The following is a 25848-nucleotide window of genomic DNA, read 5'->3' as shown; positions in this document are numbered from 1 at the left end:
TTATGGGGGGAGCAATAGTTATGAAAAAACGTTTATGGCGGGTTATTTTGTTTGGATTTATTTTAATGATTCTGATTGGAAGCGCCGGGTTTGGTTATCACAATTATCGCGTGATGCACCGTAGTGATCCCATCTTTTTTAGTGGCTCAACGAAGCATATACCAGCACGAAAACTAGTACCAAAAACCTTTGTTCCACGCAAAGTGGTGACCCAACAGCCGAAGTTATCGCTAAAGGCTAAAAAGTTAAAGCAGTTGCTGGAACCTTTAATTGGTGGCGACCAGTTTGTGGGCACGATCTTAATTGTGAAAAATGGCCAACCTATTTATGATCAAGGCTATGGGTATGCTAATTTTCAAAAACAAGGATTTAATACGGCACAATCTGAATATCAAATTTTATCGATGCAAAAATCAATGACCGCGACTTTATTAATGCAACAGGTGGAAGCAGGTAGATTGAGGTTGACAGACCGACTGGCCCAATTCTATCCAAATATTCCAGGTGCTAAAAAAATGACGATTCGATCTATGCTTAATATGACGACCGGATTACGAATTCACAATTTTTCCACCCGTTCACTTTCTGGTTCCGGGGTGGTAGATTATGCAGCTCACCATGTGCAATTCTTACCAAATCAGAATCACAAGTGGTCGTATCAGCCTGTTAATTACACGTTATTAGCGGGAGTTTTGCAGAGGGTGACCCATCGGACTTACTATCAATTATTTAATCAACACATTATCCGGTTACTGGACCTGCATCATTCAGGCTTTGTCATGTTAGCAAAACGAGCAAATTGGTTGTCCACGCCGTATCATAATCAACCATTTTCTGATGATTCTGCTAATTATTTACATGCTTTTCACGAGTCACCAGCTAATCAGCATAATGAGTTGGCAACAGGAAATGTCTATATGAATGCGAGTGATTTTTATAAGGTTAGTCGTGCAATTTTGCAGGCTAGATTTGTGAGTGTTGAAAATACGCAGATTTTGCATGATGCAGCAGGTAATCGGATAGGCTATGCGGGCGGTTTGTATCACGAAAAAAATGGCGGTTATTGGAGTCACGGTGTTGGTTATGGTGAAGAAAGCGGCATGATGATTAGCGGCGACGGACAAAATGCGGTGATTATGTTGAGTAATTATCGGCGGAAAGATTCAATGTTGACGCAGCAATGTCATCAGATTTATCAAAACTTGATGCAAGGCATGTATTAAATGATTAAGTTAGAAGTGATTTAGGAAAACAATCTTTTTATTGTAGACTAATTTTGAGTGGCGGAGATCCGCTTTTTGGTTAGAGGCGAAAAATTAACTTCGAAACGACCGACATAGTTTTATTAACCTTAGAATGGGACAATACTACATCAAGAATAGTGAAACCACTTTGAATCGATATTGATCAAAATTTATTTTTATGACCAGCACTCGTTCTTTCGTCTGCTGGTCTTTTTTGATATAATAATGGATGGAATTCTAAGAGTTAAAACCTTCAGAATTAGAAAGCTGTGTCATAGAATGAATCGCAAGTCTAAGAAGCCTAGAGCAGGGGACTATATTGCGATCAAAAGCTATAAGCACGATGGCAGTTTGCATCGGACGTGGCGGGATACAATGGTATTAAAGAATAGCGATGATGAGTTTATTGGTTGTAACGACCATACGCTTGTGATTGAAGATGATGGGAGACGATGGGTAACTCGCGAGCCAGCCATAGTTTATTTTCATAAAGATTATTGGTTTAACGTGGTGACCATGATTCGCAGAAACGGCGTATCAAACTATTGCAATTTGGCTTCTCCATATGTATTGGATGAAGAAGCACTTAAATATGTTGATTACGATTTAGATGTAAAAGTCTATCCGAATGGGGATCGAAAGCTATTAGATGTTGATGAATACGAACGGTTTAGCCGGAAGTGGCACTATCCAAAAGATACAGACCAAATTGTGCGTTCGAGCGTCATTACACTGACCGATTGGATTGATCAGGGGATTGGACCGTTTTCAAACGAATTTATTAATATCTGGTACCATCGTTATCTAGAACTTGTTCAACGGAATAACCGGCGTTAATTTTGATCGTAAGAGAAATTGAACCAATTAATTTGATTTCAGGTCTACCTATATAAATATGACTGGCAATGTTTGAAAAGTTCAAATGTTGTCAGTTTGTTTTTATAAAACAAAAAATTGCCACTTTTTTAAATTTACTGTTCTTGTAATGCAAAGGTTATGAAAAATGATGTCTTAATAGGCTATAATAGAAACGTTATGGAATGGAAAACAAGTTTATGTAATGACTAGTTTTCACAGAGAGAAAAAGGAGCCATGCTATGTTTGATAAGATTAGGCGATCCCCCTTGATGTTTTGGACCTTGGAGTTGCTGATCGTAGCGACTTTAATTTATGTTTGTACCAAAATTAATTTTTTGTTTGCGCCGATTGGAACTTTCATTTCAACCGTGTTTGTGCCAATCCTTTTGTCCGGATTTTTGTTTTATTTACTTAATCCGTTAGTTAAATTGATTCAAAAAATTAAGTACAAAAAGTTTCGTATTAGCCATACCTGGTCCGTGGTGATTGTGTTTGTTCTGTTGCTGGGAATTATTGGGTATGCATTGGGATGGATGATTCCAAGATTGGCCAATCAGATTGCGCAGTTGATTGAAAGTTTACCAAGTATTGCCAGCAATTTACAAAAGGCCTCACAGCATTTCTTGGAACATTCCGATTGGATTAAAAACGTAGACTTAGATCCCTACATTAAGAAAATGAATAGTTCAATTGGAACCTATGCAGAGTCAATCTTAAGCACAATGACGAGTAGCATTGGCACGTTAATCGCCACGATTACAAGTGTCACAGTTGTGATCATTACGGTGCCGGTAATGCTATTTTACATGTTAAAAGACGGCTGGAAGTTAATGCCCTCCATCAAACGAATGTTACCAGCAAAAAATGCAGATACGATTGTGGAATTGTTTGATAAAATGAGTGCCACGTTATCCTCATACATTGGTGGACAGGTTTTGGAATGCTTGTTTGTGGGGACGTTTACCGCAATTGGTTATATGATAATTGGTCAGCCTTATGCGTTGTTATTAGGTGTCGTAGCTGGGATTGCAAACATTGTGCCCTATGTTGGTCCGTATATTGGAATTTTTCCAGCGTTGCTAGTTGCTCTGACGGATTCCACGATGCAAGTTGTTTGGGTGGTTATCGTCGTTTTGATTGTGCAACAAGTGGATGGTAATTTGATTTATCCCAATATTATTGGTCGGAGTTTGCAAGTACATCCACTAACCATTATTATTCTGTTGTTGGCGGCTGGAAAAATTGCGGGAATTCCTGGAATGATCTTGGCAATTCCTGCCTATGCTGTTGTCAAAGTATTAGTTGAATTTATTTATCATATTTGGATCTTAAATAATCAAGATTAGTTTAAGTTAGTTTTGATTAACTAGGATAACGCTAATTTACTGGAATACGGCGGCTTGTTTGTGGTAATATTGGTGAGTATTTAATATTATATTCTTAGGAGAATGAACATTGAAAAATGTAATTACTTATGGCACTTTTGATTTAATTCATAAGGGACATATTCGTTTACTTAAACGTGCAAAGGCATTGGGCGACCACTTAACCGTGTGTGTCTCAACGGATGAGTTTAATGCTTTAAAAGGAAAAAAGGCTTATACCAGTTACGAAGATCGCAAGTACATTTTGGAAGCTATCCGTTATGTGGATGAAGTTATTCCAGAAAAGGGTTGGGATCAAAAAATCAAAGATGTCCAAGAAAGACACATTGACACTTTTGTGATGGGCGATGATTGGAAAGGTAAGTTTGACTTCCTGAAAGATTATTGTGAAGTGGTTTATTTACCACGAACAGAAGGTATTTCAACGACTAAAATCAAACGTGATCTTGGTCTAGCAAGCGACAATAAAAAGTAAAAGTAAACAAAAACTGGGGGTAATCCCTCAGTTTTTTCTTATATATGATATTAAATTAAATTTTTTTAATGATTAGATTGGTAAGAGGATTGATGATGAAAAAAGCCTTAGTTCTGGTTTCGGATGCTGTTTCGATAAAGAATCCGTACCTGATAAAAACGATTAAAAAATTAGTGAATAATCAAATTCGGGTGACAGTTTTGGTCATGATTTTGGACTATCATTTGGCAGCCAAAGTCACTTTTAAATTGACCAAGGCTGTTGCAAGGGAAAATTCTGAAGCAAAAATTATCAATTGGTTTGATTTATTACATGAACAAAAGGGGATTGCTGTCAGCTTGCAAACGCTAGATACAATTCACTCTGGTGAACCGGAAAAACGGACTTTTGAACTTCCTGAACATGAAAAGATCGAAAGGTATTTTGATAAACATGACCTCATCATGGAACGGATTTTTAGACAAGACAGATTGGCGCTTCTTAAAAGCTTTGCGGATGGTACGTTACAAACGCAATACTATTATGATGACCAACAAAGAGTTCGAGAAGTTGTCCATTTTCAAGATGGACAGCCAACAATTTATGAAGTTTTGAATAACACTAACCAACAACTTTACCAATTCATTGTCAAACAGCCACGGCTTAGAAATTATAGAGTGGCAAGTGATAGTGAATTTGCGGCGCGTTGCGCGATTGTGGAATCAGATTTGTCTAAGGGCACGCCACGGAATACCGTACGCATTGAAATCTCAAATTCTCAATTTAGTGTCCATGACTATGTGACTTGGCGTCCTTATAAAAATGTATTTGAATTTTATGCAGGGCAATTACGTCAGCTAATTGATAATGATCAGACAACCGGGATTTTTATAGATTTAGAATTGGTTGAATCCATGAGTCCTTATTTGGGCACCTTAAAAACTTTTAATTATTGAGAAAGGGGGCAGCATTAATGCGCGCAATTTTGTCCGATGTGCAGACTAGGTCTCAAGAACAAGAATACGAAATTGAATTAATCGGGTTAACACAGCAAGTTAAAAACTTGCGGCTATTTTTTATTGAGCAGGAATCCTTAGAAAGCTTCATGATCAGCCATGTCAGAATTGACAGAAATATGCTGCAGTTTCAGCTACCTTCTGGGCAATTGACAGGTAGTTTTCCGGGACAGAATCGGTTCACTTGGGAAATGTATTTACAGTGGCAAGAAGGCGATCATTTTGAAACGGTTCAGGTTGAAAATGAGTTTGTGGACAATAAATGGTTGGACATTAACTTGTTTCAAAAGTTTCAGACAGATTTTGCTGGTTACGTGAATATCGAAGTTTATCGCAAAACTAATGATGATCTGTTTGAGTTGCAAAATGTGCAACACGTGCCTGATGGGATCATGCTTTTTGGCACTAAACAGATTAATGTGCAGAGTTTACAAAACATTGTAGTTACAGTTAAAAATAAAAATGATGAGACAGATATGCTGCGGATTACTGAAAATTTAAGTCAGTATCCAGACCTATTTCAGTTTAAAATTTCATTTGCCCAATTGACGATTGCTAATGAATATGAGCTGGCAATTACTTATGATTTTAACGATAAATATTTTCATCAACGCCTTGGTGTCGCGAGTCAATTTAATCCTGATAGTGATTTTATTCAAAATGTAAATGGCAATGTTGTTGAGTTGGATTTGGCATATGATAGTAGGCTGACTTTGGTCTTGCCAATTGAAAAGCCATCAATGCAACAACTGGTTAAACGGATCGCAGGAAAAGCACAGCTAACTTTAGGCTTAGCGGGCGTTTTTCTCGGTAAAATAAGGTTGCATCTGATTAAACAATTATTTAAGTGGAGCCGAATACCATATCAACGGCCAACAGTTGTGTTTGAAAGCTTTGGTGGCCGCCAGGTTTCTGATAGTCCACTTGCCATTTATCGCGTTTTTAAGCAGTTCTATCCAGGTTATAATTTGGTGTGGTCGATTTATCCGGAACTCAAAAGCTTTTGTCGAGATCACGGGATGCACTATGTTGTCCGTGATAGTGTAAAATGGGTATCAGTGATGCGTCGTGCGCAAAGTTGGGTTAGTAATGCCCGTTATCCATCATGGGTAAAAAAATCTAAATTCACCTTTTATCTGCAGACGTGGCATGGGACACCATTGAAAAAATTAGGTCTGGATATTAAACAGGTGACGATGCCTGGAACGGATACTGTGTCTTATCATCGGAACTTCACTCGAGAAGCAAATCGATGGGATGCATTGATTAGTCCCAATGATTATTCAACCAATATTTTTCGATCAGCATTTGGCTATAAGAATCAAGTTTTAAAAATCGGTTATCCGCGTAATGATGAGTTAATTAACACGACGGCGGCACAAATCAAGGACTTGAAAGAAAAAATGGGAATTCCAGCCGATAAGAAGGTCGTTTTGTACGCACCAACTTATCGAGATAATGCGTTTATCACGACTGGGAAATACACATTTAAATTACCATTTAGTTTGAAGAAATTCCAAGAAAAGTACGGGAAAGATACGATTTTGATTTTGCGGATGCACTATTTGATCGCGAATCAAATCGACGTCTCAGAATTTCAAGATTGTGTTTTAAATCTTTCTGATTATCCTAATATCAGTGATTTGTATTTAGTTTCTGATTTATTGATCACTGATTACTCCTCAGTTTTCTTTGATTTTGCATACTTAAAACGGCCAATCTTGTTTTATCCGTATGACTATGAGATGTACAAAAATGAATTGCGAGGTTTCTATTTGGATTATGAACATGAGCTTCCGGGCGAAATTGTCCATTCGGAAGCAGACATGTTTACCGAGATAGGAAAAATATTGCAAAACGGGGATATGACCAATAATGTCCGTTTCCAGCAATTCTACGACCGTTTTTGTGCAATTGATAGTGGAGACTCATCGCGAAAAGTAGTAGATTATATTGTAAACGCAATTAAGAAGTAGGAAGGTAGTTATGAACGAAACAAAAATAGATCAAGCAGTCGCAAAACGGCGAACGTTTGCCATTATTTCTCATCCGGATGCTGGTAAAACAACGATTACGGAACAATTATTGCTTTTTGGAGGAGTTGTTCGTGAAGCTGGAACCGTTAAAGCCCGAAAATCTGGTAATTATGCAAAGTCAGATTGGATGGAAATTGAAAAGAAACGTGGAATCTCAGTAACTAGTTCGGTTATGCAGTTTGATTACCAAGGAAAACGAATCAATATTCTGGATACGCCAGGACATGAGGATTTTTCTGAAGATACGTATCGAACTTTAATGGCCGTGGATTCCGCTGTCATGGTTATTGATTCTGCAAAGGGAATTGAGCCCCAAACCAAGAAGTTGTTCCAAATTTGTAAAATGAGGGGGATTCCCATTTTTACATTTATGAATAAACTGGATCGAGATGGCCGTGAGCCTTTAGATTTGGTTAATGAATTAGAAGAAGTGTTGGGAATTGATGCTTATCCAATGAACTGGCCAATTGGCATGGGTAAAGGATTACAAGGATTGTATGATCGCTATAACCAGCGAGTGGTTTTATATCGTAAAGATGCACAGGGTAATCAGTATTTGCCACTGGATGCGGAAGGTAAACTCTCAGACAAATATCCACTGACTGAAGATAGTGCTTATCAAGATGCTGAAGGCGATATGGAGCTACTTAGTGAAGCCGGCAATTCATTTGATGAGGCCAAAATTTTATCCGGAGATTTAACGCCTGTTTTCTTTGGTTCGGCGTTAGCTAATTTTGGGGTTAAAACTTTTTTGGACAGTTATTTGAAGTACGCGCCAGCTCCCGCAGCTCATGTGGATCAAGCTGAAGAAAAAATCGAACCAGATGATCCCGAGTTTTCAGGTTTCATTTTTAAAATTCAAGCCAACATGAACCCCAATCACCGGGATCGAATTGCTTTTGTCAGAATTTGTTCAGGGGAATTTGATCGGGGGATGGATGTGACCTTACATCGAACTGGAAAGGTGATTCGTCTTTCAAATTCAACCCAGTTTATGGCTGATGCACGGCATACAGTTGAAAAGGCGGTTGCTGGCGATATTGTCGGGCTATACGATACTGGAAATTTCCAAATTGGTGATACCATTTATTCAGGGAAACATGACGTGCAGTTTGAAAAATTACCACAATTTACACCAGAACTATTTGTGCATGTTGCTGCAAAAAATGTAATGAAGCAAAAATCTTTCCATAAAGGGATTCAACAGCTGGTTCAAGAAGGGGCTGTTCAGCTCTACACAAATTATAATACGGGTGATTATATTTTGGGTGCGGTTGGTCAACTTCAGTTTGAAGTTTTCCAATTCCGGATGTTAAACGAATACCATTCAGAAGTTGTTATGGAACCAATGGGCAAGAAAATTGCTCGCTGGATCGATCCGGAACAACTGGACGAGCGGATGTCTTCTTCACGGAATCTTTTGGTAAAGGACCGTATGGATCAGCCATTGTTCTTATTTGAAAATGAATTTGCAGAACGTTGGTTTAAAGGTAAGTATCCAAAAATTAAGTTAACCGCTAAGCTGTAATTTAAGTTGTTTTATAAGGGCAAATCCAATTTATAACTTGGAATTTGCCCTTTTTTGCGATTCGTTTTTGGTAATTGAAATTTAAAGTTATCTAAAAATCTCTTAAAATACATGGTAAAGGTCTATTAAAAATACCGTTTTTCAGTTATACTTATTTAGTTTATGAACGGCTTTAAAGTTCAAATATCACTGTTGATGTGTAATGGAGGTTCAACTATGGGTCAAGCGTGGCATAAGATCCGTCGGGGATTAAATACTCGGTTTGGATTTTTCTTGTTCGCCGTTATTCTATTTTGTATAAAATCCTATATGGCCTACCAAATGAAATTCAGTTTAGGTGTTCAAGGGCATATGCAAGAACTAATTTTGGCGATTTCGCCAATTGCGACGGCTTTGTTTCTTTTTGGGATTGGTTTATATTTTCGGGGACGCTGGGCTTATTGGTGGATGATTTTAATGGACGCTATCTTATCCACGTGGTTGTTCGCAAATATTTTGTATTACCGAGAATTCTCAGACTTTATTACGTTCAATTTAATCAAGGGATCCGGATCGACATCTGATAACCTTGGTAAAAGTTTAATGGGCATCATGCGTGGAACCGATTTTTTGGTTTTTGTGGATGTGATTTTCCTAATTTTGTTATTACTCGTGCGGTTTATCAAAATTGATACGACCCGGTTCAAATTTCGTTATGCCTTGGCCACCACCGTTTTATCAATTGGTGTGTTTGGCGTAAATTTGGGCATGGCCTATAGTAATCGTTCAGGGTTGTTAACCAGAACATTCGATAATAACTATATTGTGAAGTATCTAGGTTTACAGACATATACGGCGTATGATGCGATCAAAACGTACCAGAACAGTGAACAAAAGTCGAAGGCCTCAGATGATCAACTAAAACCGATTGAGAAGTTCTTGAAAAAACATCATGTATCTTCAAACATCCAGTACAAGGGTGTGGCAAAGGGAAAAAATGTTTTTGTCATCCATCTAGAAAGTTTGCAACAATTTGTTATTGATAAGAAATGGGATGGCCAAGAAATTACGCCTAACTTGAACAAACTGTATCATGAAAAAGATACGTTGAGTTTTGATAACTTCTTTAATCAGGTTGGCCAAGGGAAAACGGCCGATGCTGAAATGATGCTTGAAAACTCTTTGTTTGGGTTGGCAGAGGGTTCCGCCATGGTTATGGATGGAACTAGCAATACTTTTCAAAGTATGCCGGCTATTTTAGATCAAAATGGCTATTCGACCGCTTCGTTCCATGGGGACGTGCCGAGTTTCTGGAACCGAGATAATGCTTATAAATCATTTGGTTATCAATATTTCTTTAGTAAAGAGTATTACAAGATCAAACCAGGATATGTCAGTGGTTACGGTATGAAAGATAAGATTTTCTTGAAGGATGCCATGAAGTACGTGGAACAACTTCCGCAACCGTTCTATGCAAAATTAATTACCGTTTCAAACCATTATCCATATTTGATTTCTAAAAAAGATGTATCAATTAAAGAATGGGATACTGGGGATCCAACGGTCGATCCGTATGTTCAGACTGCGCATTATTTGGACCAATCAATTGGTGAATTGATCAGCTATTTGAAGAAGTCTGGTTTAATGAAGACCAGTATGCTGGTCTTGTATGGTGATCATTATGGAATCTCAAACAACCACAAAGCAGCCATTGCTAAAATTCTTGGTTTAAAACAAATCGATAACTACAATTTGGCCATGTTCCAAAAGGTACCGTTCATGATTCATATGACCGGACTGAAGGGCGGTATTAACCATACTTATGGGGGCGAAATTGATGTGATGCCAACGTTAACAAATCTTTTGGGAATTAAAGACCCAGGGGCCATTCAATTTGGGCAAGATTTGTTGTCGAAGGATCGCAATCAAATTGTTGCCTTCCGTGATGGGGACTTTGTTTCACCGAAGTATACTAAGTATGGCAATGACTTGTACTTTACAAAGACGGGACAACAAATCACCGATAAAACTGCAACTGAAAAGAAAGAAGTTGCCAAGATTCAAACTTATGTCAATAAAGAATTATCCTTATCTGATTCGGTTATCAATGGTGATTTACTCCGATTCTCTAAGCATTCTTGGTTTAAGACGGTTGATAAAACTAAGTATAATTACAAGAAATCAGCTGGTCTTAAGGAATTGAGTAAAGCACAGGAAAAAGAGCCAACAAGTTTACTGAAGAAAAATAAAGGTAAATCAACCTTAGATCTTTATAAAACAGATGCACCAGAACTGGAGTCTGAAGATTCAAGTAGCAGTAGCTCTTCATCTTCATCTTCATCAGCATCATCCTCTTCTTCATCTAAATAACGTTATGTATAAGAAACTCATGGTTAAACGATTAATTTCGTTCAACCATGAGTTTTTTGTAAATTAAGCTTTTTTGGTAGATGCAGCCTTGGTGTCAGCCACATTTTCAACGGTTAGTTCAATGTTGCCATCAGCAATCTTAGCTACAAGATTTTTTGCATCTGGATGGTCCAAATAATAATCAGCAATTCGATCTTCAATCTGTTCTTGAATTACTCGACGAAGTGGACGAGCACCCATCTTTGGATTGTAACCTAACTCAACTAATTTCTCTTCAACTGGTTCTGTCACATGCACATGTAAGCCTTGAACAGCTAACATCTGATTGACATTGCCAATCATTAAGTCAACAATTTTCATTAAGTTTTCCTTGGTGAGTGAATTAAATTCAACAATATCGTCAAAACGATTCAAGAATTCAGGTTTGAAGTAATTACCTAACTTATCCAAAACTGAGTGGGTTGTGCCTTTTGCTGCAGCACCAAAGCCAACGTCAGCTTCAACGTCACCGGTTCCGGCGTTAGAGGTCATGATAATAATTGTATCCTTGAAACTAACAGTCCGGCCTTGAGAATCCGTCAAACGACCATCATCTAGAATTTGAAGGAACATATGCATGACATCTGGATGAGCCTTTTCAATTTCATCAAGCAAGATCAAACTATATGGGTGACGACGAACTTGCTCAGTCAACTGACCGGCTTCTTCATAACCAACATAGCCAGGAGGCGAACCGATCAATTTAGAAATTGAATGTGGCTCCATGTATTCACTCATATCAAAACGAATCATTGAATCCTCTGAACCAAATAGTTCGTTTGCTAATTGCTTAGCTAATTCAGTTTTACCAACCCCAGTGGGGCCAACAAAGAGGAAGGAACCAATTGGTCGGCCAGTACCATTCAAACCGATTCGGTTTCGACGAATGGCGCGAGCAATTTTTTCAACGGCTTCATTTTGACCAATAACCTTAGCACGTAAATCTTCACCAAGATTTTGTAGTTGTTCCTGTTCACGTTTTTGTAACTCGCCAACCGGAATATCCGTTTTTTCTTCGATGATCTGTTCCATATCTTTATCAGTCACTGTTGGAATTTCACTCTGGTTAGTTGCGCCAGACTTAGTTTTTTCTAGTTTATTAACTTGGTCACGATAATAAGCGGCCTTTTCATAATCTTCGGCCTTTAAGGCGTCTTGTTTGTATTTTTCAGCATTGTCAATCTTTTGCTGAATGGTAGTTGGATCTACGGTATTAATCGTGAGGTTCTTTTTAGATCCCGCTTCATCAAGCAAGTCGATTGCCTTATCTGGTAGGAAGCGATCTTGAATATAGCGCTTAGAAAGCTTTGCTGCAGCCTTGATCGCGTCATCTGTGTAATGTACATGGTGGTAATCTTCGTATTTCTTTTGAATTCCCTGTAAGATACGAATTGATTCTTCCACACTAGGTTCGTCAACCTGAACTGGTTGAAGGCGACGTGCTAAAGCAGCATCTTTTTCAATATCCCGGTACTCATTTAAAGTAGTGGCACCAACGAGTTGAAAATCACCTCGTGCCAATGCTGGCTTCAAAACGTTACCAGCATCCATACCACCTTCAGCATTCCCAGCACCAACAATTTCGTGAATTTCATCAATAAAGACGATCATGTCTTTATTATTTTCAACTTCTTTCATAAGTTGTTGCATGCGTTGCTCAAATTGACCACGAATTCCAGTACCTTGTACTAATGAAACGACATCCAAACGGACAATTTGTTTGTTGATTAATTTTTGAGGGACGTCACCAGCGACAATTCGTTCAGCTAAACCTTCCACAACGGCTGTTTTACCAACGCCGGCTTCACCAATTAAAACGGGATTATTTTTAGTACGGCGATTTAAAATTTCAATAACCCTTGAAATTTCTGAATCACGCCCAATCACGGGGTCAATTTTTCCCTTTTTAGCCAGCTCAGTTAAATTCAGACCATATTGATCTAACAAACCACCTTTGCCATTACGTTGGTTACCACCGTTATTACCGGTAGGACCGCTTGGTTGAGTGGGGGGAACTTGCTGGTTTAATCCTTGTGGGTTTTCAACATTTCCGTTTTGCATTGCGCGGAAAATGTCATCTAAATTCCCAAATCCAAATGGGTCTTGTGCCATGTTTGCGGCACCTCCATTTCCTAAGTTATTTCCTTCTTGTTGTTTTAGAAGTTGATAGCAATTTTGACAAAGATTAATCTGCATCCGTTGTCCATTGACATTGGTATACAAATGAATTGTTGCTTCGTTCTTATGACAATTTTGACATAACATTTTGCTGACTCCTTTCAAAGAATCAAGGTCAAAAATGTTTGACCAACTTTGACCATGACCATATTATAACGCGCCAAAAAAATTGTGCAAGCAATTTGTATCGAAAAATAACTATCTTCGAATCTACTTGTAAGGCGTTTTTGTAGGTTCAAAAACTAGTTTAGCACTTTGACATATAGAGTGCCAATATTTGAACTTTGTATCGTTTTCAGCTAAACTGAGTTTACTTTATAAAGGCAGGTGATCAAATGGCACGAGATTTTTCGAATTTATTGGAACAGCTCAGACAAGGAACAATTAAAGAATTAACGGTTGAACCAGATGAATTTTCAGAATTTCAACCTATCTATATGAAGTATGATCAGCGAAAACGCGTAATTGGATCGGCTCAACGAAATGGGAAAGTAGTTTATCACTTTGAAACTCATGAAAACGGTGAACATTAATTTCACTTTTATTCGTGAAAGGGCTTGTAAAAATTTCGAGAAATTGCTATCATCAATGGGAAAGGCTGATTAATTGTTAGTAAGATGAATGCTATGTTCGTTTTATAACTTAAAAAGAAAGCCCTTACTAAACTTATATTTTTAAAGGAGATCGATTTATAATGGAAACACGAGACTTTCATATTATTGCAGAAACAGGTATTCACGCACGTCCAGCTACTTTATTAGTACAGGCAGCAAGCAAATTTAACGCTGATGTTAAGTTAACTTACAAAGACAAATCAGTTAACTTGAAGTCTATCATGGGTGTTATGTCATTAGGTGTTGGTCAAAACGCTGATGTGACCGTATCTGCTGATGGCGATGACGAAAAAGAAGCTATTGAAGCTCTTGCAGATACAATGAAAAAGGAAGGACTTTCTGACTAATGGCAAAACAATTGAAGGGAATTGCTGCCAGTGATGGCGTTGCAATTGCGAAAGCATATATGCTTGTCGACCCTGATCTGTCATTTGATAAGAAAACAATTGATAATCCAGATGCTGAGATTAAACGTCTTCAAGACGCTTTAGACGCATCTAAAGCAGAACTAGAGTTAATTAAGAGTAAAGCTGCTAAAAGCCTTGGTGAAGAAGAAGCCGAAGTTTTTGAGGCCCACATTACGATTCTCTCAGATCCAGAATTGATTGGTAATATTGAAGACAAGATCAAGAATGACAGCGTTAATGCTGAACAAGCATTAAAAGATGTCACTGATGGTTTTATTGAAACTTTTGAAGCAATGACTGATAATCAGTACATGCAAGAACGTGCCGGAGACATTCGTGACGTGACAAAGCGTGTCTTGAGTCATTTATTAGGGGTTGAATTACCTAACCCAGCTTTGATTGATTCAGAAGTTGTAGTCGTCACTCATGATTTAACACCAAGTGATACTGCTCAGTTGGATCGTAAGTTTGTTAAGGGATTCATTACAGATATTGGTGGCCGAACATCACATTCTGCAATTATGTCCCGTACTTTGGAAATTCCAGCTATTGTTGGAAGTGAAAAAGCAACAACAGATATTAAAGCTGGCGATACCGTTGTGATTGATGGGATGCATGGACTGGCACTCGTTAACCCAGATGCTGATGAAGTTGCAAAATATCAAAAAATGCAAAAAGACTTTTTGGCTCAAAAAGCTGAATGGGAAAAACTTCGTGATGAAAAGACATCGTCGAGGGATGGCGTTCATTTTGATTTAGCAGCTAATATTGGTACCCCTGATGACATCAAAGGTGTTATTGATAATGGTGCTGAAGCTGTTGGCTTGTTCCGTTCTGAGTTTTTGTACATGGATTCAAGCGAACTACCAACTGAAGACGACCAGTTTGAAGCTTACAAACAAGTTGTTTCAGGAATGAACGGCAAACAAGTTGTTATTCGGACCATGGATATTGGTGGAGACAAGCAATTGCCATACTTACCGCTTCCGGACGAAATGAACCCATTCTTGGGTTATCGTGCTATCCGAATTAGCTTGGATCGGACAGATTTGTTCCGAACACAATTACGAGCTTTGTTGCGAGCATCTGCTTACGGTAAACTTGCAATCATGTTCCCAATGATTGCAACTGTTGCTGAATTTAAGAAAGCTAAAGCCATTTTTGAAGATGAAAAGCAAAAGATGGTTAAGGCTGGAACTAAGATCGGTGATAACATCCAAGTTGGTATGATGATGGAAATCCCTGCTGCTGCTATGATTGCTGACAAGTTAGCTAAATATGTTGACTTCTTCAGTATTGGTACAAACGATTTGATTCAATACTCATTTGCTGCAGATCGTGGTAATGAAAAAGTTTCATATTTGTATCAACCATATAATCCATCCCTATTGCGTCTTATTAAAAACACAATTGATGCTTCTCACAAAGAGGGCAAGTGGACTGGTATGTGTGGTGAAATGGCCGGCGACCAAACTGCTGTTCCAATTTTAATGGGACTTGGTTTGGACGAATTCTCAATGAGTGCAACTTCAGTTTTGAAGACTCGTTCATTGATGAAACGCTTGGACACCAAAGAAATGAAGAAATTAGCCGATAAGGCCGTTACTGAAGCAGAAACTAACGACGATGTCATCAAACTCGTTAACGATGCAATTAAGTAACAAAATTTAGTTTTAGATAAGTCTCTGGGGATCTTTAAATTCTTGGAGATTTTTTTGTTATACTAAAAATGATTAACAAAAATGGAGTTGAAAGTATGAAGTTTGAAACGAGCGATCTAGTGACGTTGGATTATTCAGATGAGGGAACAGGGCAGCCCGTAGTTTTTTTGACGGGATTTGGTGGCTCAAAGGAAATCTGGCATCAACAAAAAAAGTTGTTATTGCAGCGTGGTCTTCGAGTTGTGAGGCTAGATTTTCGAAATCAAGGTTTGTCGCAGCATGTTAATTGGGGATTACGTATTTCTAGATTAGCAGCAGACGTTCATGAATTGTGTGTGTTGTTGAAATTGACCGACTTCATCTTGGTTGGAAATTCAATGGGTGGGGCAACGATTTATGCTTATCTTTCTTTGTTTGGTCCTGTGAACGTGCACAAAATTGTCATAGTTGATCAGCCGCCGAAAATGATTAATGAAAGTGATTGGCAGTTTGGGTTTAAAAATTTAACTTGGCAAAATTTCAAAGATCGTTTGAAGCAACCTTTAGGTCCGTCAACTTTCAAACATATTGATGATGACACATTTGCATTAGTCAAGAAAGTGACGGAGAGTTATCCGTTTGACTCAAAGCTTGATTATCCGTTGTTACTAAATCATGCTGTTCAGGATTGGCGGGATGTGATTAAAAGAATGTCAATTCCGATGCTTTTAGTTGTTGGACAGCAGAGTCCTTACTTTGATTATCATTTTAGTGATGAGATTCAAAAGATGAATGGTACAATCAAAACGGCAATGGTTGAAAAAAGTGGTCATATTGTGATGGCTGAGCAATCAGAAAAATTTAATCAACTGTTATGGCAATTTATAGGTAATTAAGAGCTACAAGAGAGTTGTTTGCATAACGCGTATGAAACCAATATAATTAAACTTGATTAAGTTTATAGTTTTTTGGGGAGGATACTTGTGAATATAGGAATTTTTACAGATACATATTACCCACAGGTTAGTGGTGTCGCGACTTCGATTAAGACCTTGAGGGAGCAGCTCGAAAAACAGGGGCATCAAGTCTATATTTTTACAACGACAGATCCTAAAGTAGACAAAAATGTGTACGAAAGAAATATTTTTCGTTTTGCAAGTATTCCTTTCGTTTCTTTTACTGACCGAAGAATAGCTGTAAGTGGTTTGTTCAAGGCCTATCAAGTTGCAAAAGAATTAAATTTAGATATTGTTCATACACAGACTGAATTTTCACTAGGCTGGATTGGTAAGTTTGTAGCTAAAAATTTAAAAATTCCATGTGTGCATACGTATCACACAATGTATGAGGACTATTTACACTACGTGGCGAATGGGCATTTGTTACGCCCTTATCATGTTAAACAAGGTACGCGAGCTTTTTGTTATCATTTAACGGGAGTTATAGCGCCGAGCGAACGAGTGATAAAAACGTTAAACGGTTATGGTGTTAAAGCACCTATTCGTGTGATTCCGACAGGTGTTAATGTGAATCATTATGCCCAACATGAAGAAATTGATTGGCGAGAGAAATATGGTTTTCCTAAAAAAAAGAAAATTTTACTTTCTTTAAGTCGATTAGCTTATGAAAAAAATATTCAAGAAGTTATTAAAACCTTCCCGCAAATTTTAAAAGCAGTTCCAGATAGTTTGTTAGTTATCGTGGGTGACGGCCCAGCACGAGAAAGCTTGGAACTGCAGACTAAGAATTTGGGGATTACTGATCATGTGCGGTTTACCGGCGAAATTGATAATGACATTGTGTACCGTTACTATCAAATGGCAGACCTGTTTGTATCCGCCTCAGATTCTGAATCGCAGGGTTTAACCTATATTGAAGCGTTGGCGGCTGGACTAAAGGTGGTCGTCAAATCTAGCCCTTATACGGATCAGTTATTGGATGATCCATCACTGGGAGTGACTTTCGAAACGGAAAAACAATTTGTGCATTTTGCGGAGAATTACTTAAATCATCCGGTTAGTTTTGAAGATCCTGAGCCTCGGGAACGCAAACTTTATGATATATCGGCGGATCATTTTGGTAAGCAAATTGTAGATTTTTATAAAGATTCATTAGTGCTGTATGCAGATCGAGAAGAGTCTTCAAGCTTTTCTGACTAAGGGGGAAAAGATTTGCGAATTAATATGTTCTCTTCAGCAACAAAAGTTAAAGGACAAGGTGTCGGTAGTGCTTATGAGGAATTAATTTCATTACTGAAAACACATTTTCCCGACGAGTTTAAAATTAGTATTAATAAATATGGACGTTCTGAGATTAGTCATTACCATACGATTGATCCTCAATTTTATTTGTCGACGTTTATGCCAGGCAGGGGTAGGAAAATAGGTTATGTTCATTTTTTGCCCGAAACAATAGAAGGTAGTTTAAAAATTCCTCAACCATTTCGAGGGATTTTTTACAAGTATATAATTGCATTCTATAAACGGATGGATCATATTGTGGTGGTTAATCCAACGTTTATTCCCAAATTAACTGCATATGGAATTCCAGAAGAAAAAATAAGCTACATTCCCAATTTTGTGCACAAAAGCGAGTTTTATGAGATGAGTTCTGAAAAAAAACAAGCGTTGCGAAGGCAAATGCATATAGAACAAGATAAGTTTGTTATTTTGGGAATTGGTCAAGTCCAGGAACGTAAAGGGGTTAAGGATTTTATTAAGCTTGCAAAAAATAATCCGGATCTCCACTTTATATGGGCAGGGGGGTTCTCTTTCGGCAGAATGACAGATGGTTATGCGGATTTGAAAAAAGTTGTGGATAATCCACCGGCCAATTTGAAGTTTACAGGAATTATTGATCGTTCAGAGTTAGTCAACTATTATAACGTGGCCAATTTGTTTTTGTTGCCATCGTATAATGAACTGTTTCCAATGTCCGTACTAGAAGCATTTAGTTGTGGGACCCCAGTTTTATTACGGGATTTAGATCTTTATCATGCAATAATTGAGGGGTACTATGCGCCGGCAAAGGATGTTAGTGAAATGCAAGCACAAATTAGTTATCTTACTAAGAATACTGATGCATTAAAGACATTACACGAGAAATCTAATGAAGCCTCAGCACAATATTCAGAGGAACATTTAGCCAATATTTGGCACGGCTTTTATATGCGTCAGGCAAGAGAGGGCTAGAGTAATGTCCAAGAGAAATAAAATTGTGTTGATATTTATGTTAATTCTGGGTATTGGTATATTTGGATTTTCATTACGGAATATTAATCTCAATCATTTACTACATGACATTGTTCACATTCATGTGCAATGGTTATTGGTGGCGATAGGTTGCATGCTGCTTTATTTTGGAATTGAAGCTGTCATTACGCGAATGTTTGTGGTTAGTAACGGGGACCGTTTTTCTTTTCGGGATGCAATTCGGATTCCACTAATTGAACAGTTGTTTAACGGCATTACGCCTTTTTCGTCAGGAGGCCAACCGGCACAACTTGTGGCATTAATGCAAAGTGGGGTTGAGGCTGGCAGAGCAAGTTCTGTCCTTTTGATGAAATTTGTGGTATTTCAAGCTATGATAGTGATTAACTTTATGTTTAGTTTACTGATTGGCTTTGATTATATTGCGGCAAAGATGAGTTATCTGTCTTTGTTTGTTGTGTTTGGTTTCTTGATTCATTTTGCAGTCATCATCGGTTTATTGTTAGTCATGTACTGGCATGGATTTACAAAAAAACTGATTAGTTGGATTATGATACCGGTTGGATGGTTTGTAAAAGAAGATCGGTATGCTAAGTGGAAAGTTTCTTTGGATGAGAAGGTAGACACTTTTTATTTGGAAAGCGTCCGTATAAAATCGCAGTGGAAACTGTTGATTAAAATTTTTATAATGACTTTCTTTCAACTTCTCTTTTACTACTTAGTGCCGTATTATATTATGTTGTCTTTGGGATATACAGGTATAAATGTCATTATGGTCACATCCTTACATGTTTTGATTGTCATGGTTATTTCTATTTTTCCTATTCCAGGTGGTTCAGGTGGGGCGGAATATAGTTTTGATGTTTTGTTCTCTAGTTTTATTCATAGTAATAGTAAATTAGTTTTAGCCATGTTGATTTGGCGATTATTAACTTATTACTTTGGCATGTTTGGTGGTATTTTTGCTTTAGCGACTAAACCAGATAAATTAAATCGAACGATTGTAAAAAAATTATGAAGTGAATTTTTAACCGTATTTCTAAGTGGAAGTGCGGTTTTTCTTATGTTTCAAAAAAAAGTTTTAATTAGTTTTGTTCAGGATTATCAAGGGATTTGAACGCTGATTTATAAAAAAATGGGATTTTTGACTTGACCAAGTGATGAATAGTTGATATGATATTCAAGGTCGTTTTTGAGAGGCACAGCTTCTTGTAATGACAATCAAATGTTTTTTAAAAGTTGAAATTGGTTGTTGACTTTTAGAAAAACTGATGATAAAGTTAAATAGTTGCGTTGAGGCGTTTAGCGCTTCCAACTGCGACATAGTAGACCTTTGAAAACTGAACAAAGTTTCGACGAAACAAAATGTGTAGGGCCTTCAAATGAAAATTTTGGAGCAAACAATTTGCGAAGTCAATTCGCTTTAAACAATGAAACAACAAATGAGCTTGTAAAAACTCAAGTATAATATGAGAGTTTGATCTTGGCTCAGGATGAACGCTGGCGGCGTGCCTAATACATGCAAGTCGAACGCACTTTCGTTGAATGAATTAGAGGTGCTTGCACCGAAGATGATTTTAGCTATAAAGTGAGTGGCGAACGGGTGAGTAACACGTGGGTAACCTGCCCAGAAGTGGGGGATAACACCTGGAAACAGATGCTAATACCGCATAACAAAGTAAACCGCATGGTTTACTTTTAAAAGATGGCTTCGGCTATCACTTCTGGATGGACCCGCGGCGTATTAGCTAGTTGGTGAGATAAAGGCTCACCAAGGCAGTGATACGTAGCCGACCTGAGAGGGTAATCGGCCACATTGGGACTGAGACACGGCCCAGACTCCTACGGGAGGCAGCAGTAGGGAATCTTCCACAATGGACGAAAGTCTGATGGAGCAACGCCGCGTGAGTGATGAAGGCTTTAGGGTCGTAAAACTCTGTTGTTGGAGAAGAACGTGTGTGAGAGTAACTGCTCATGCAGTGACGGTATCCAACCAGAAAGCCACGGCTAACTACGTGCCAGCAGCCGCGGTAATACGTAGGTGGCAAGCGTTATCCGGATTTATTGGGCGTAAAGCGAGCGCAGGCGGTCTTTTAAGTCTAATGTGAAAGCCTTCGGCTTAACCGAAGAAGTGCATTGGAAACTGGAAGACTTGAGTGCAGAAGAGGACAGTGGAACTCCATGTGTAGCGGTGAAATGCGTAGATATATGGAAGAACACCAGTGGCGAAGGCGGCTGTCTGGTCTGTAACTGACGCTGAGGCTCGAAAGCATGGGTAGCGAACAGGATTAGATACCCTGGTAGTCCATGCCGTAAACGATGAATGCTAAGTGTTGGAGGGTTTCCGCCCTTCAGTGCTGCAGCTAACGCATTAAGCATTCCGCCTGGGGAGTACGACCGCAAGGTTGAAACTCAAAAGAATTGACGGGGGCCCGCACAAGCGGTGGAGCATGTGGTTTAATTCGAAGCTACGCGAAGAACCTTACCAGGTCTTGACATCTTCTGCCAATCTAAGAGATTAGACGTTCCCTTCGGGGACAGAATGACAGGTGGTGCATGGTTGTCGTCAGCTCGTGTCGTGAGATGTTGGGTTAAGTCCCGCAACGAGCGCAACCCTTATTATTAGTTGCCAGCATTAAGTTGGGCACTCTAGTGAGACTGCCGGTGACAAACCGGAGGAAGGTGGGGACGACGTCAAATCATCATGCCCCTTATGACCTGGGCTACACACGTGCTACAATGGACGGTACAACGAGTTGCGAGACCGCGAGGTTTAGCTAATCTCTTAAAACCGTTCTCAGTTCGGACTGCAGGCTGCAACTCGCCTGCACGAAGTTGGAATCGCTAGTAATCGCGGATCAGCATGCCGCGGTGAATACGTTCCCGGGCCTTGTACACACCGCCCGTCACACCATGAGAGTTTGTAACACCCAAAGCCGGTGGAGTAACCTTCGGGAGCTAGCCGTCTAAGGTGGGACAGATGATTGGGGTGAAGTCGTAACAAGGTAGCCGTAGGAGAACCTGCGGCTGGATCACCTCCTTTCTAAGGATATTTAGAAACGGAAACCTACACATTGTCGAAACTTTGTTTAGTTTTGAGAGGTTTACTCTCAAAATTTGTTCTTTGAAAACTAAATAATATCGAAAAATTTTCTAATTTTAATTATTTATTATAATGTAATTAAACCGAGAACACCGCGTTTTATAGAGTTTTAAAACAAGATTAGTTCGAAAAATAATCGCTAAACTCAAAACCACTTTACCTTTGGTAAAGTTAGGTTAAGTTATAAAGGGCGCATGGTGAATGCCTTGGTACTAGGAGCCGATGAAGGACGGGACTAACACCGATATGCTTCGGGGAGCTGTAAGTAAGCTTTGATCCGGAGATTTCCGAATGGGGAAACCCAACAACACTAATCCGTTGTTACCACTACGTGAATTCATAGCGTGGCTGGAGGTAGACGCGGGGAACTGAAACATCTCAGTACCCGCAGGAAGAGAAAGAAATATCGATTCCCTAAGTAGCGGCGAGCGAACGGGGAACAGCCCAAACCAGGAAGCTTGCTTCCTGGGGTTGTAGGACTGAACATTTGAGTTACCAAAGATTTTCATAGCCGAACAGTCTGGGAAGACTGGCCAGAGCGGGTGATAGCCCCGTAGGCAAAATGAAGATCCCTCAGTTCAGGATCCTGAGTACGGCGGAACACGTGTAACTCCGTCGGAATCCGGGAGGACCATCTCCCAAGGCTAAATACTCCCTAGTGACCGATAGTGAACCAGTACCGTGAGGGAAAGGTGAAAAGCACCCCGGAAGGGGAGTGAAACAGTTCTTGAAACCATGTGCCTACAAGAAGTCAGAGCCCGTTAAGGGGTGATGGCGTGCCTTTTGTAGAATGAACCGGCGAGTTACGTTTACATGCCAGGTTAAGTTGAAGAAACGGAGCCGCAGCGAAAGCGAGTCTGAATAGGGCGACTGAGTATGTAGATGTAGACCCGAAACCAAGTGACCTACCCATGTCCAGGTTGAAGGTGCGGTAAAACGCACTGGAGGACCGAACTCGTGTACGTTGAAAAGTGCTGAGATGAGGTGTGGGTAGCGGTGAAATTCCAAACGAACTTGGAGATAGCTGGTTCTCTCCGAAATAGCTTTAGGGCTAGCCTCGGATTAAGGATCATGGAGGTAGAGCCACTGTTTGGACTAGGGGCCCGTCTTGGGTTACTGAATTCAGATAAACTCCGAATGCCATTGATTTATGTCCGGGAGTCAGACGGTGAGTGATAAGATCCATCGTCGAAAGGGGAACAGCCCAGACCACCAGTTAAGGTCCCTAAATATATGTTAAGTGGAAAAGGATGTGGAGTTGCATAGACAACTAGGATGTTGGCTCAGAAGCAGCCATCATTTAAAGAGTGCGTAATAGCTCACTAGTCGAGTGATTCTGCGCCGAAAATGTACCGGGGCTTAAACATATTACCGAGACTGTGGATGCCACCGCAAGGTGGCGTGATAGGAGAGCGTTCTAAGGGCAATGAAGGCAGACCGTGAGGACTGTTGGAGCGCTTAGAAGTGAGAATGCCGGTATGAGTAGCGAAAGACAGGTGAGAATCCTGTCCACCGAATGACTAAGGTTTCCTGGGGAAGGCTCGTCCACCCAGGGTTAGTCGGGACCTAAGTCGAGGCCGAGAGGCGTAGACGATGGATAACAGGTTGAGATTCCTGTACTAGTTAAACTTGTTTGAACAATGGAGGGACGCAGGAGGCTAAGGAATGCGCACGGTTGGATATGTGCGCCCAAGCAGCGAGTCTTGTTGAGAGTTAAATGCTTTCAACTTTAAGGACAAGCTGTGATGGGGAGTGAAATTTAAAGTAACGAAGTTCCTGATGTCACACTGCCGAGAAAAGCTTCTAGTTAGAGTTTAACTACCCGTACCGCAAACCGACACAGGTAGTCGAGGAGAGTATCCTCAGGTGAGCGAGAGAACTCTCGTTAAGGAACTCGGCAAAATGACCCCGTAACTTCGGGAGAAGGGGTGCTGATCGAAAGATCAGCCGCAGTGAATAGGCCCAGGCGACTGTTTATCAAAAACACAGGTTTCTGCAAAATCGTAAGATGACGTATAGGGGCTGACGCCTGCCCGGTGCTGGAAGGTTAAGTGAATGAGTTAGCTTCGGCGAAGCTTTGAAATGAAGCCCCAGTAAACGGCGGCCGTAACTATAACGGTCCTAAGGTAGCGAAATTCCTTGTCGGGTAAGTTCCGACCCGCACGAAAGGCGTAACGATCTGGGCACTGTCTCAACGAGAGACTCGGTGAAATTATAATACCCGTGAAGATGCGGGTTACCCGCGACAGGACGGAAAGACCCCATGGAGCTTTACTGTAGCTTGATATTGAGTGTTTGTACAGCTTGTACAGGATAGGTAGGAGCCATAGAAACCGGAACGCTAGTTTCGGTGGAGGCGTTGGTGGGATACTACCCTCGCTGTATGAACCCTCTAACTCGCGCCACTAAGCGTGGCGGAAGACAGTGTCAGGTGGGCAGTTTGACTGGGGCGGTCGCCTCCTAAAGAGTAACGGAGGCGCCCAAAGGTTCTCTCAGAATGGTTGGAAATCATTCAATGAGTGTAAAGGCAGAAGAGAGCTTGACTGCGAGACAGACAGGTCGAGCAGGGACGAAAGTCGGGCTTAGTGATCCGGTGGTACCGTATGGAAGGGCCATCGCTCAACGGATAAAAGCTACCCTGGGGATAACAGGCTTATCTCCCCCAAGAGTTCACATCGACGGGGAGGTTTGGCACCTCGATGTCGGCTCATCGCATCCTGGGGCTGTAGTCGGTCCCAAGGGTTGGGCTGTTCGCCCATTAAAGCGGTACGCGAGCTGGGTTCAGAACGTCGTGAGACAGTTCGGTCCCTATCCGTCGCGGGCGTAGGAAATTTGAGAGGATCTGTCCTTAGTACGAGAGGACCGGGATGGACATACCGCTGGTGTACCAGTTGTTCCGCCAGGAGCATCGCTGGGTAGCTACGTATGGATGAGATAAACGCTGAAAGCATCTAAGTGTGAAACTCGCCTCAAGATGAGATTTCCCATTCCATTTATGGAAGTAAGACCCCTGAGAGATGATCAGGTAGATAGGTTGGGAGTGGAAGTGTAGTGATACATGGAGCGGACCAATACTAATCGGTCGAGGACTTAACCACAAAGTGGTGTTCTTGAAGAGAAGGATTCGATATTATTTAGTTTTGAGAGAATAAATTTCTTTCACACGAGCCACGAGGGTGGATCGGAGAAGTGTGGTGGCGATAGCGAGAAGGATACACCTGTTCCCATGTCGAACACAGAAGTTAAGCTTCTTAGCGCCGAGAGTAGTTGGGGGATCGCTCCCTGCGAGGGTAGGACGTTGCCATGCGAATAATGGAGGATTAGCTCAGTTGGGAGAGCGTCTGCCTTACAAGCAGAGGGTCACAGGTTCGAGCCCTGTATCCTCCATTTGAGCCGTTAGCTCAGTTGGTAGAGCATCTGACTTTTAATCAGAGGGTCGGCAGTTCGAGGCTGCCACGGCTCATTGACACTGAGTGTCAATGTAATTTAATATTTTAATTATAGAATGATGCCGACTTAGCTCAGTTGGCAGAGCATCTGTTTTGTAAACAGGAGGTCGGAGGTTCGAATCCTCTAGTCGGCATTTTATAATTATGCGGAAGTAGTTCAGTGGTAGAACATCACCTTGCCATGGTGGGGGTCGCGAGTTCGAATCTCGTCTTCCGCTTTGTAGTTTGTAGCTACAAGCACATGTATTGCCGGGGTGGCGGAATTGGCAGACGCACAGGACTTAAAATCCTGCGGTCAGTGATGACCGTACCGGTTCGATCCCGGTCCTCGGCATTTTA

At 40.2% G+C, this 25848-nt stretch carries 16 protein-coding genes, 5 tRNA genes and 3 rRNA genes; 23 read left to right on the top strand and 1 reads right to left on the bottom strand.

The window, feature by feature from the left end:
• Window positions 1-20: 20 nt before the first annotated feature.
• The 8 genes from AB3217_RS06955 to AB3217_RS06920 all read left to right on the top strand — a co-directional run bounded on the left by AB3217_RS06955 (window position 21) and on the right by AB3217_RS06920 (window position 10870).
• Complete coding sequence (locus AB3217_RS06955; protein ID WP_367365851.1) at window positions 21-1223, top strand: serine hydrolase domain-containing protein; 1203 nt, start codon at window positions 21-23, stop codon at window positions 1221-1223.
• Between the two features lie 300 nt (window positions 1224-1523).
• Window positions 1524-2081 (top strand): DUF402 domain-containing protein, encoded by a 558-nt coding sequence (locus AB3217_RS06950; RefSeq protein WP_068805852.1) that lies wholly within the window; start codon window positions 1524-1526, stop codon window positions 2079-2081.
• A 260-nt stretch (window positions 2082-2341) separates the two neighbouring features.
• On the top strand, window positions 2342-3448 hold the full coding sequence (locus tag AB3217_RS06945) for an AI-2E family transporter (protein ID WP_367365850.1): 1107 nt from the start codon (window positions 2342-2344) through the stop codon (window positions 3446-3448).
• Between the two features lie 109 nt (window positions 3449-3557).
• Window positions 3558-3962, top strand: coding sequence for a glycerol-3-phosphate cytidylyltransferase (tagD, locus tag AB3217_RS06940; protein WP_057784569.1), 405 nt, complete (start codon window positions 3558-3560; stop codon window positions 3960-3962).
• Window positions 3963-4057: 95 nt separating this feature from the next.
• Window positions 4058-4897, top strand: coding sequence for a hypothetical protein (locus AB3217_RS06935; RefSeq protein ID WP_367365849.1), 840 nt, complete (start codon window positions 4058-4060; stop codon window positions 4895-4897).
• Between the two features lie 17 nt (window positions 4898-4914).
• Window positions 4915-6933, top strand: a complete 2019-nt coding sequence (locus AB3217_RS06930) for a CDP-glycerol glycerophosphotransferase family protein (protein ID WP_367365848.1) — start codon at window positions 4915-4917, stop codon at window positions 6931-6933.
• Between the two features lie 10 nt (window positions 6934-6943).
• Window positions 6944-8521: a peptide chain release factor 3 gene (locus AB3217_RS06925; protein WP_068805840.1), complete on the top strand. Its 1578-nt coding sequence runs from the start codon at window positions 6944-6946 to the stop codon at window positions 8519-8521.
• Between the two features lie 216 nt (window positions 8522-8737).
• Window positions 8738-10870: an LTA synthase family protein gene (locus tag AB3217_RS06920; protein ID WP_367365847.1), complete on the top strand. Its 2133-nt coding sequence runs from the start codon at window positions 8738-8740 to the stop codon at window positions 10868-10870.
• A gap of 63 nt (window positions 10871-10933) precedes the next feature.
• On the opposite strand, the gene AB3217_RS06915 is transcribed toward AB3217_RS06920, so the two are convergent.
• On the bottom strand, window positions 10934-13174 hold the full coding sequence (locus tag AB3217_RS06915) for an ATP-dependent Clp protease ATP-binding subunit (RefSeq protein ID WP_068805834.1): 2241 nt from the start codon (window positions 13172-13174) through the stop codon (window positions 10934-10936).
• A 248-nt stretch (window positions 13175-13422) separates the two neighbouring features.
• On the opposite strand from AB3217_RS06915, the gene AB3217_RS06910 reads away from it, so the two are divergent.
• The 15 genes from AB3217_RS06910 to AB3217_RS06840 all read left to right on the top strand — a co-directional run bounded on the left by AB3217_RS06910 (window position 13423) and on the right by AB3217_RS06840 (window position 25843).
• Window positions 13423-13620 carry a hypothetical protein gene (locus AB3217_RS06910; RefSeq protein WP_068805831.1) on the top strand — a complete coding sequence of 66 codons (198 nt, stop codon included), beginning with the start codon at window positions 13423-13425 and terminating at the stop codon, window positions 13618-13620.
• Window positions 13621-13781: 161 nt separating this feature from the next.
• Entirely contained in the window at window positions 13782-14048 is a 267-nt protein-coding gene (locus tag AB3217_RS06905; RefSeq protein WP_057774159.1) for a phosphocarrier protein HPr, read from the top strand.
• Window positions 14048-15769, top strand: a complete 1722-nt coding sequence (gene ptsP / locus AB3217_RS06900; protein WP_367365846.1) for a phosphoenolpyruvate--protein phosphotransferase — start codon at window positions 14048-14050, stop codon at window positions 15767-15769. The genes AB3217_RS06905 and ptsP overlap by 1 nt, the downstream gene beginning before the upstream one ends.
• 95 nt (window positions 15770-15864) lie before the next feature.
• Window positions 15865-16644 (top strand): alpha/beta fold hydrolase, encoded by a 780-nt coding sequence (locus tag AB3217_RS06895; protein WP_057785037.1) that lies wholly within the window; start codon window positions 15865-15867, stop codon window positions 16642-16644.
• Between the two features lie 87 nt (window positions 16645-16731).
• Complete coding sequence (locus AB3217_RS06890; protein WP_367365845.1) at window positions 16732-17907, top strand: glycosyltransferase family 4 protein; 1176 nt, start codon at window positions 16732-16734, stop codon at window positions 17905-17907.
• A 24-nt stretch (window positions 17908-17931) separates the two neighbouring features.
• Window positions 17932-18939 carry a glycosyltransferase family 4 protein gene (locus AB3217_RS06885; protein ID WP_057785040.1) on the top strand — a complete coding sequence of 336 codons (1008 nt, stop codon included), beginning with the start codon at window positions 17932-17934 and terminating at the stop codon, window positions 18937-18939.
• A gap of 4 nt (window positions 18940-18943) precedes the next feature.
• Window positions 18944-19975, top strand: a complete 1032-nt coding sequence (locus AB3217_RS06880) for a YbhN family protein (protein ID WP_367365844.1) — start codon at window positions 18944-18946, stop codon at window positions 19973-19975.
• A gap of 447 nt (window positions 19976-20422) precedes the next feature.
• Window positions 20423-22000: ribosomal RNA gene (locus AB3217_RS06875) — 16S ribosomal RNA — on the top strand.
• A 234-nt stretch (window positions 22001-22234) separates the two neighbouring features.
• A 23S ribosomal RNA gene (locus AB3217_RS06870) occupies window positions 22235-25158 on the top strand.
• Between the two features lie 92 nt (window positions 25159-25250).
• Window positions 25251-25367, top strand: a 5S ribosomal RNA gene (gene rrf, locus AB3217_RS06865).
• Together the 16S, 23S and 5S rRNA genes with 5 tRNA genes alongside form the textbook arrangement of a ribosomal RNA operon.
• A 7-nt stretch (window positions 25368-25374) precedes the next feature.
• Window positions 25375-25447, top strand: a tRNA-Val gene (locus tag AB3217_RS06860).
• Between the two features lie 3 nt (window positions 25448-25450).
• Window positions 25451-25523, top strand: a tRNA-Lys gene (locus AB3217_RS06855).
• Between the two features lie 47 nt (window positions 25524-25570).
• Window positions 25571-25643, top strand: a tRNA-Thr gene (locus AB3217_RS06850).
• A 12-nt stretch (window positions 25644-25655) separates the two neighbouring features.
• A tRNA-Gly gene (locus AB3217_RS06845) sits at window positions 25656-25727 on the top strand.
• Between the two features lie 30 nt (window positions 25728-25757).
• Window positions 25758-25843 (top strand) — tRNA-Leu (locus AB3217_RS06840).
• Window positions 25844-25848 lie beyond the last annotated feature (5 nt).

The organism is Pediococcus parvulus (genome assembly GCF_964063155.1).
Classification (GTDB): domain Bacteria; phylum Bacillota; class Bacilli; order Lactobacillales; family Lactobacillaceae; genus Pediococcus; species Pediococcus parvulus.
The sequence above is the reverse complement of the archived record's forward strand: the minus strand, read 5'-3'. Positions and strand labels throughout refer to the sequence as shown.

Bases quoted from the DNA above. Each gene is read 5' to 3' on its own strand.
- AB3217_RS06910 (WP_068805831.1), top strand. From the start codon at position 13,423: ATGGCACGAGATTTTTCGAATTTATTGGAACAGCTCAGACAAGGAACA.
- AB3217_RS06885 (WP_057785040.1), top strand. From the start codon at position 17,932: ATGTTCTCTTCAGCAACAAAAGTTAAAGGACAAGGTGTCGGTAGTGCT.
- AB3217_RS06945 (WP_367365850.1), top strand. From the start codon at position 2,342: ATGTTTGATAAGATTAGGCGATCCCCCTTGATGTTTTGGACCTTGGAG.
- ptsP (WP_367365846.1), top strand. From the start codon at position 14,048: ATGGCAAAACAATTGAAGGGAATTGCTGCCAGTGATGGCGTTGCAATT.
- AB3217_RS06955 (WP_367365851.1), top strand. From the start codon at position 21: ATGAAAAAACGTTTATGGCGGGTTATTTTGTTTGGATTTATTTTAATG.
- AB3217_RS06905 (WP_057774159.1), top strand. From the start codon at position 13,782: ATGGAAACACGAGACTTTCATATTATTGCAGAAACAGGTATTCACGCA.
- AB3217_RS06950 (WP_068805852.1), top strand. From the start codon at position 1,524: ATGAATCGCAAGTCTAAGAAGCCTAGAGCAGGGGACTATATTGCGATC.
- AB3217_RS06935 (WP_367365849.1), top strand. From the start codon at position 4,058: ATGAAAAAAGCCTTAGTTCTGGTTTCGGATGCTGTTTCGATAAAGAAT.
- AB3217_RS06880 (WP_367365844.1), top strand. From the start codon at position 18,944: ATGTCCAAGAGAAATAAAATTGTGTTGATATTTATGTTAATTCTGGGT.
- AB3217_RS06915 (WP_068805834.1), bottom strand. From the start codon at position 13,174: ATGTTATGTCAAAATTGTCATAAGAACGAAGCAACAATTCATTTGTAT.
- AB3217_RS06920 (WP_367365847.1), top strand. From the start codon at position 8,738: ATGGGTCAAGCGTGGCATAAGATCCGTCGGGGATTAAATACTCGGTTT.
- AB3217_RS06925 (WP_068805840.1), top strand. From the start codon at position 6,944: ATGAACGAAACAAAAATAGATCAAGCAGTCGCAAAACGGCGAACGTTT.
- AB3217_RS06895 (WP_057785037.1), top strand. From the start codon at position 15,865: ATGAAGTTTGAAACGAGCGATCTAGTGACGTTGGATTATTCAGATGAG.
- AB3217_RS06930 (WP_367365848.1), top strand. From the start codon at position 4,915: ATGCGCGCAATTTTGTCCGATGTGCAGACTAGGTCTCAAGAACAAGAA.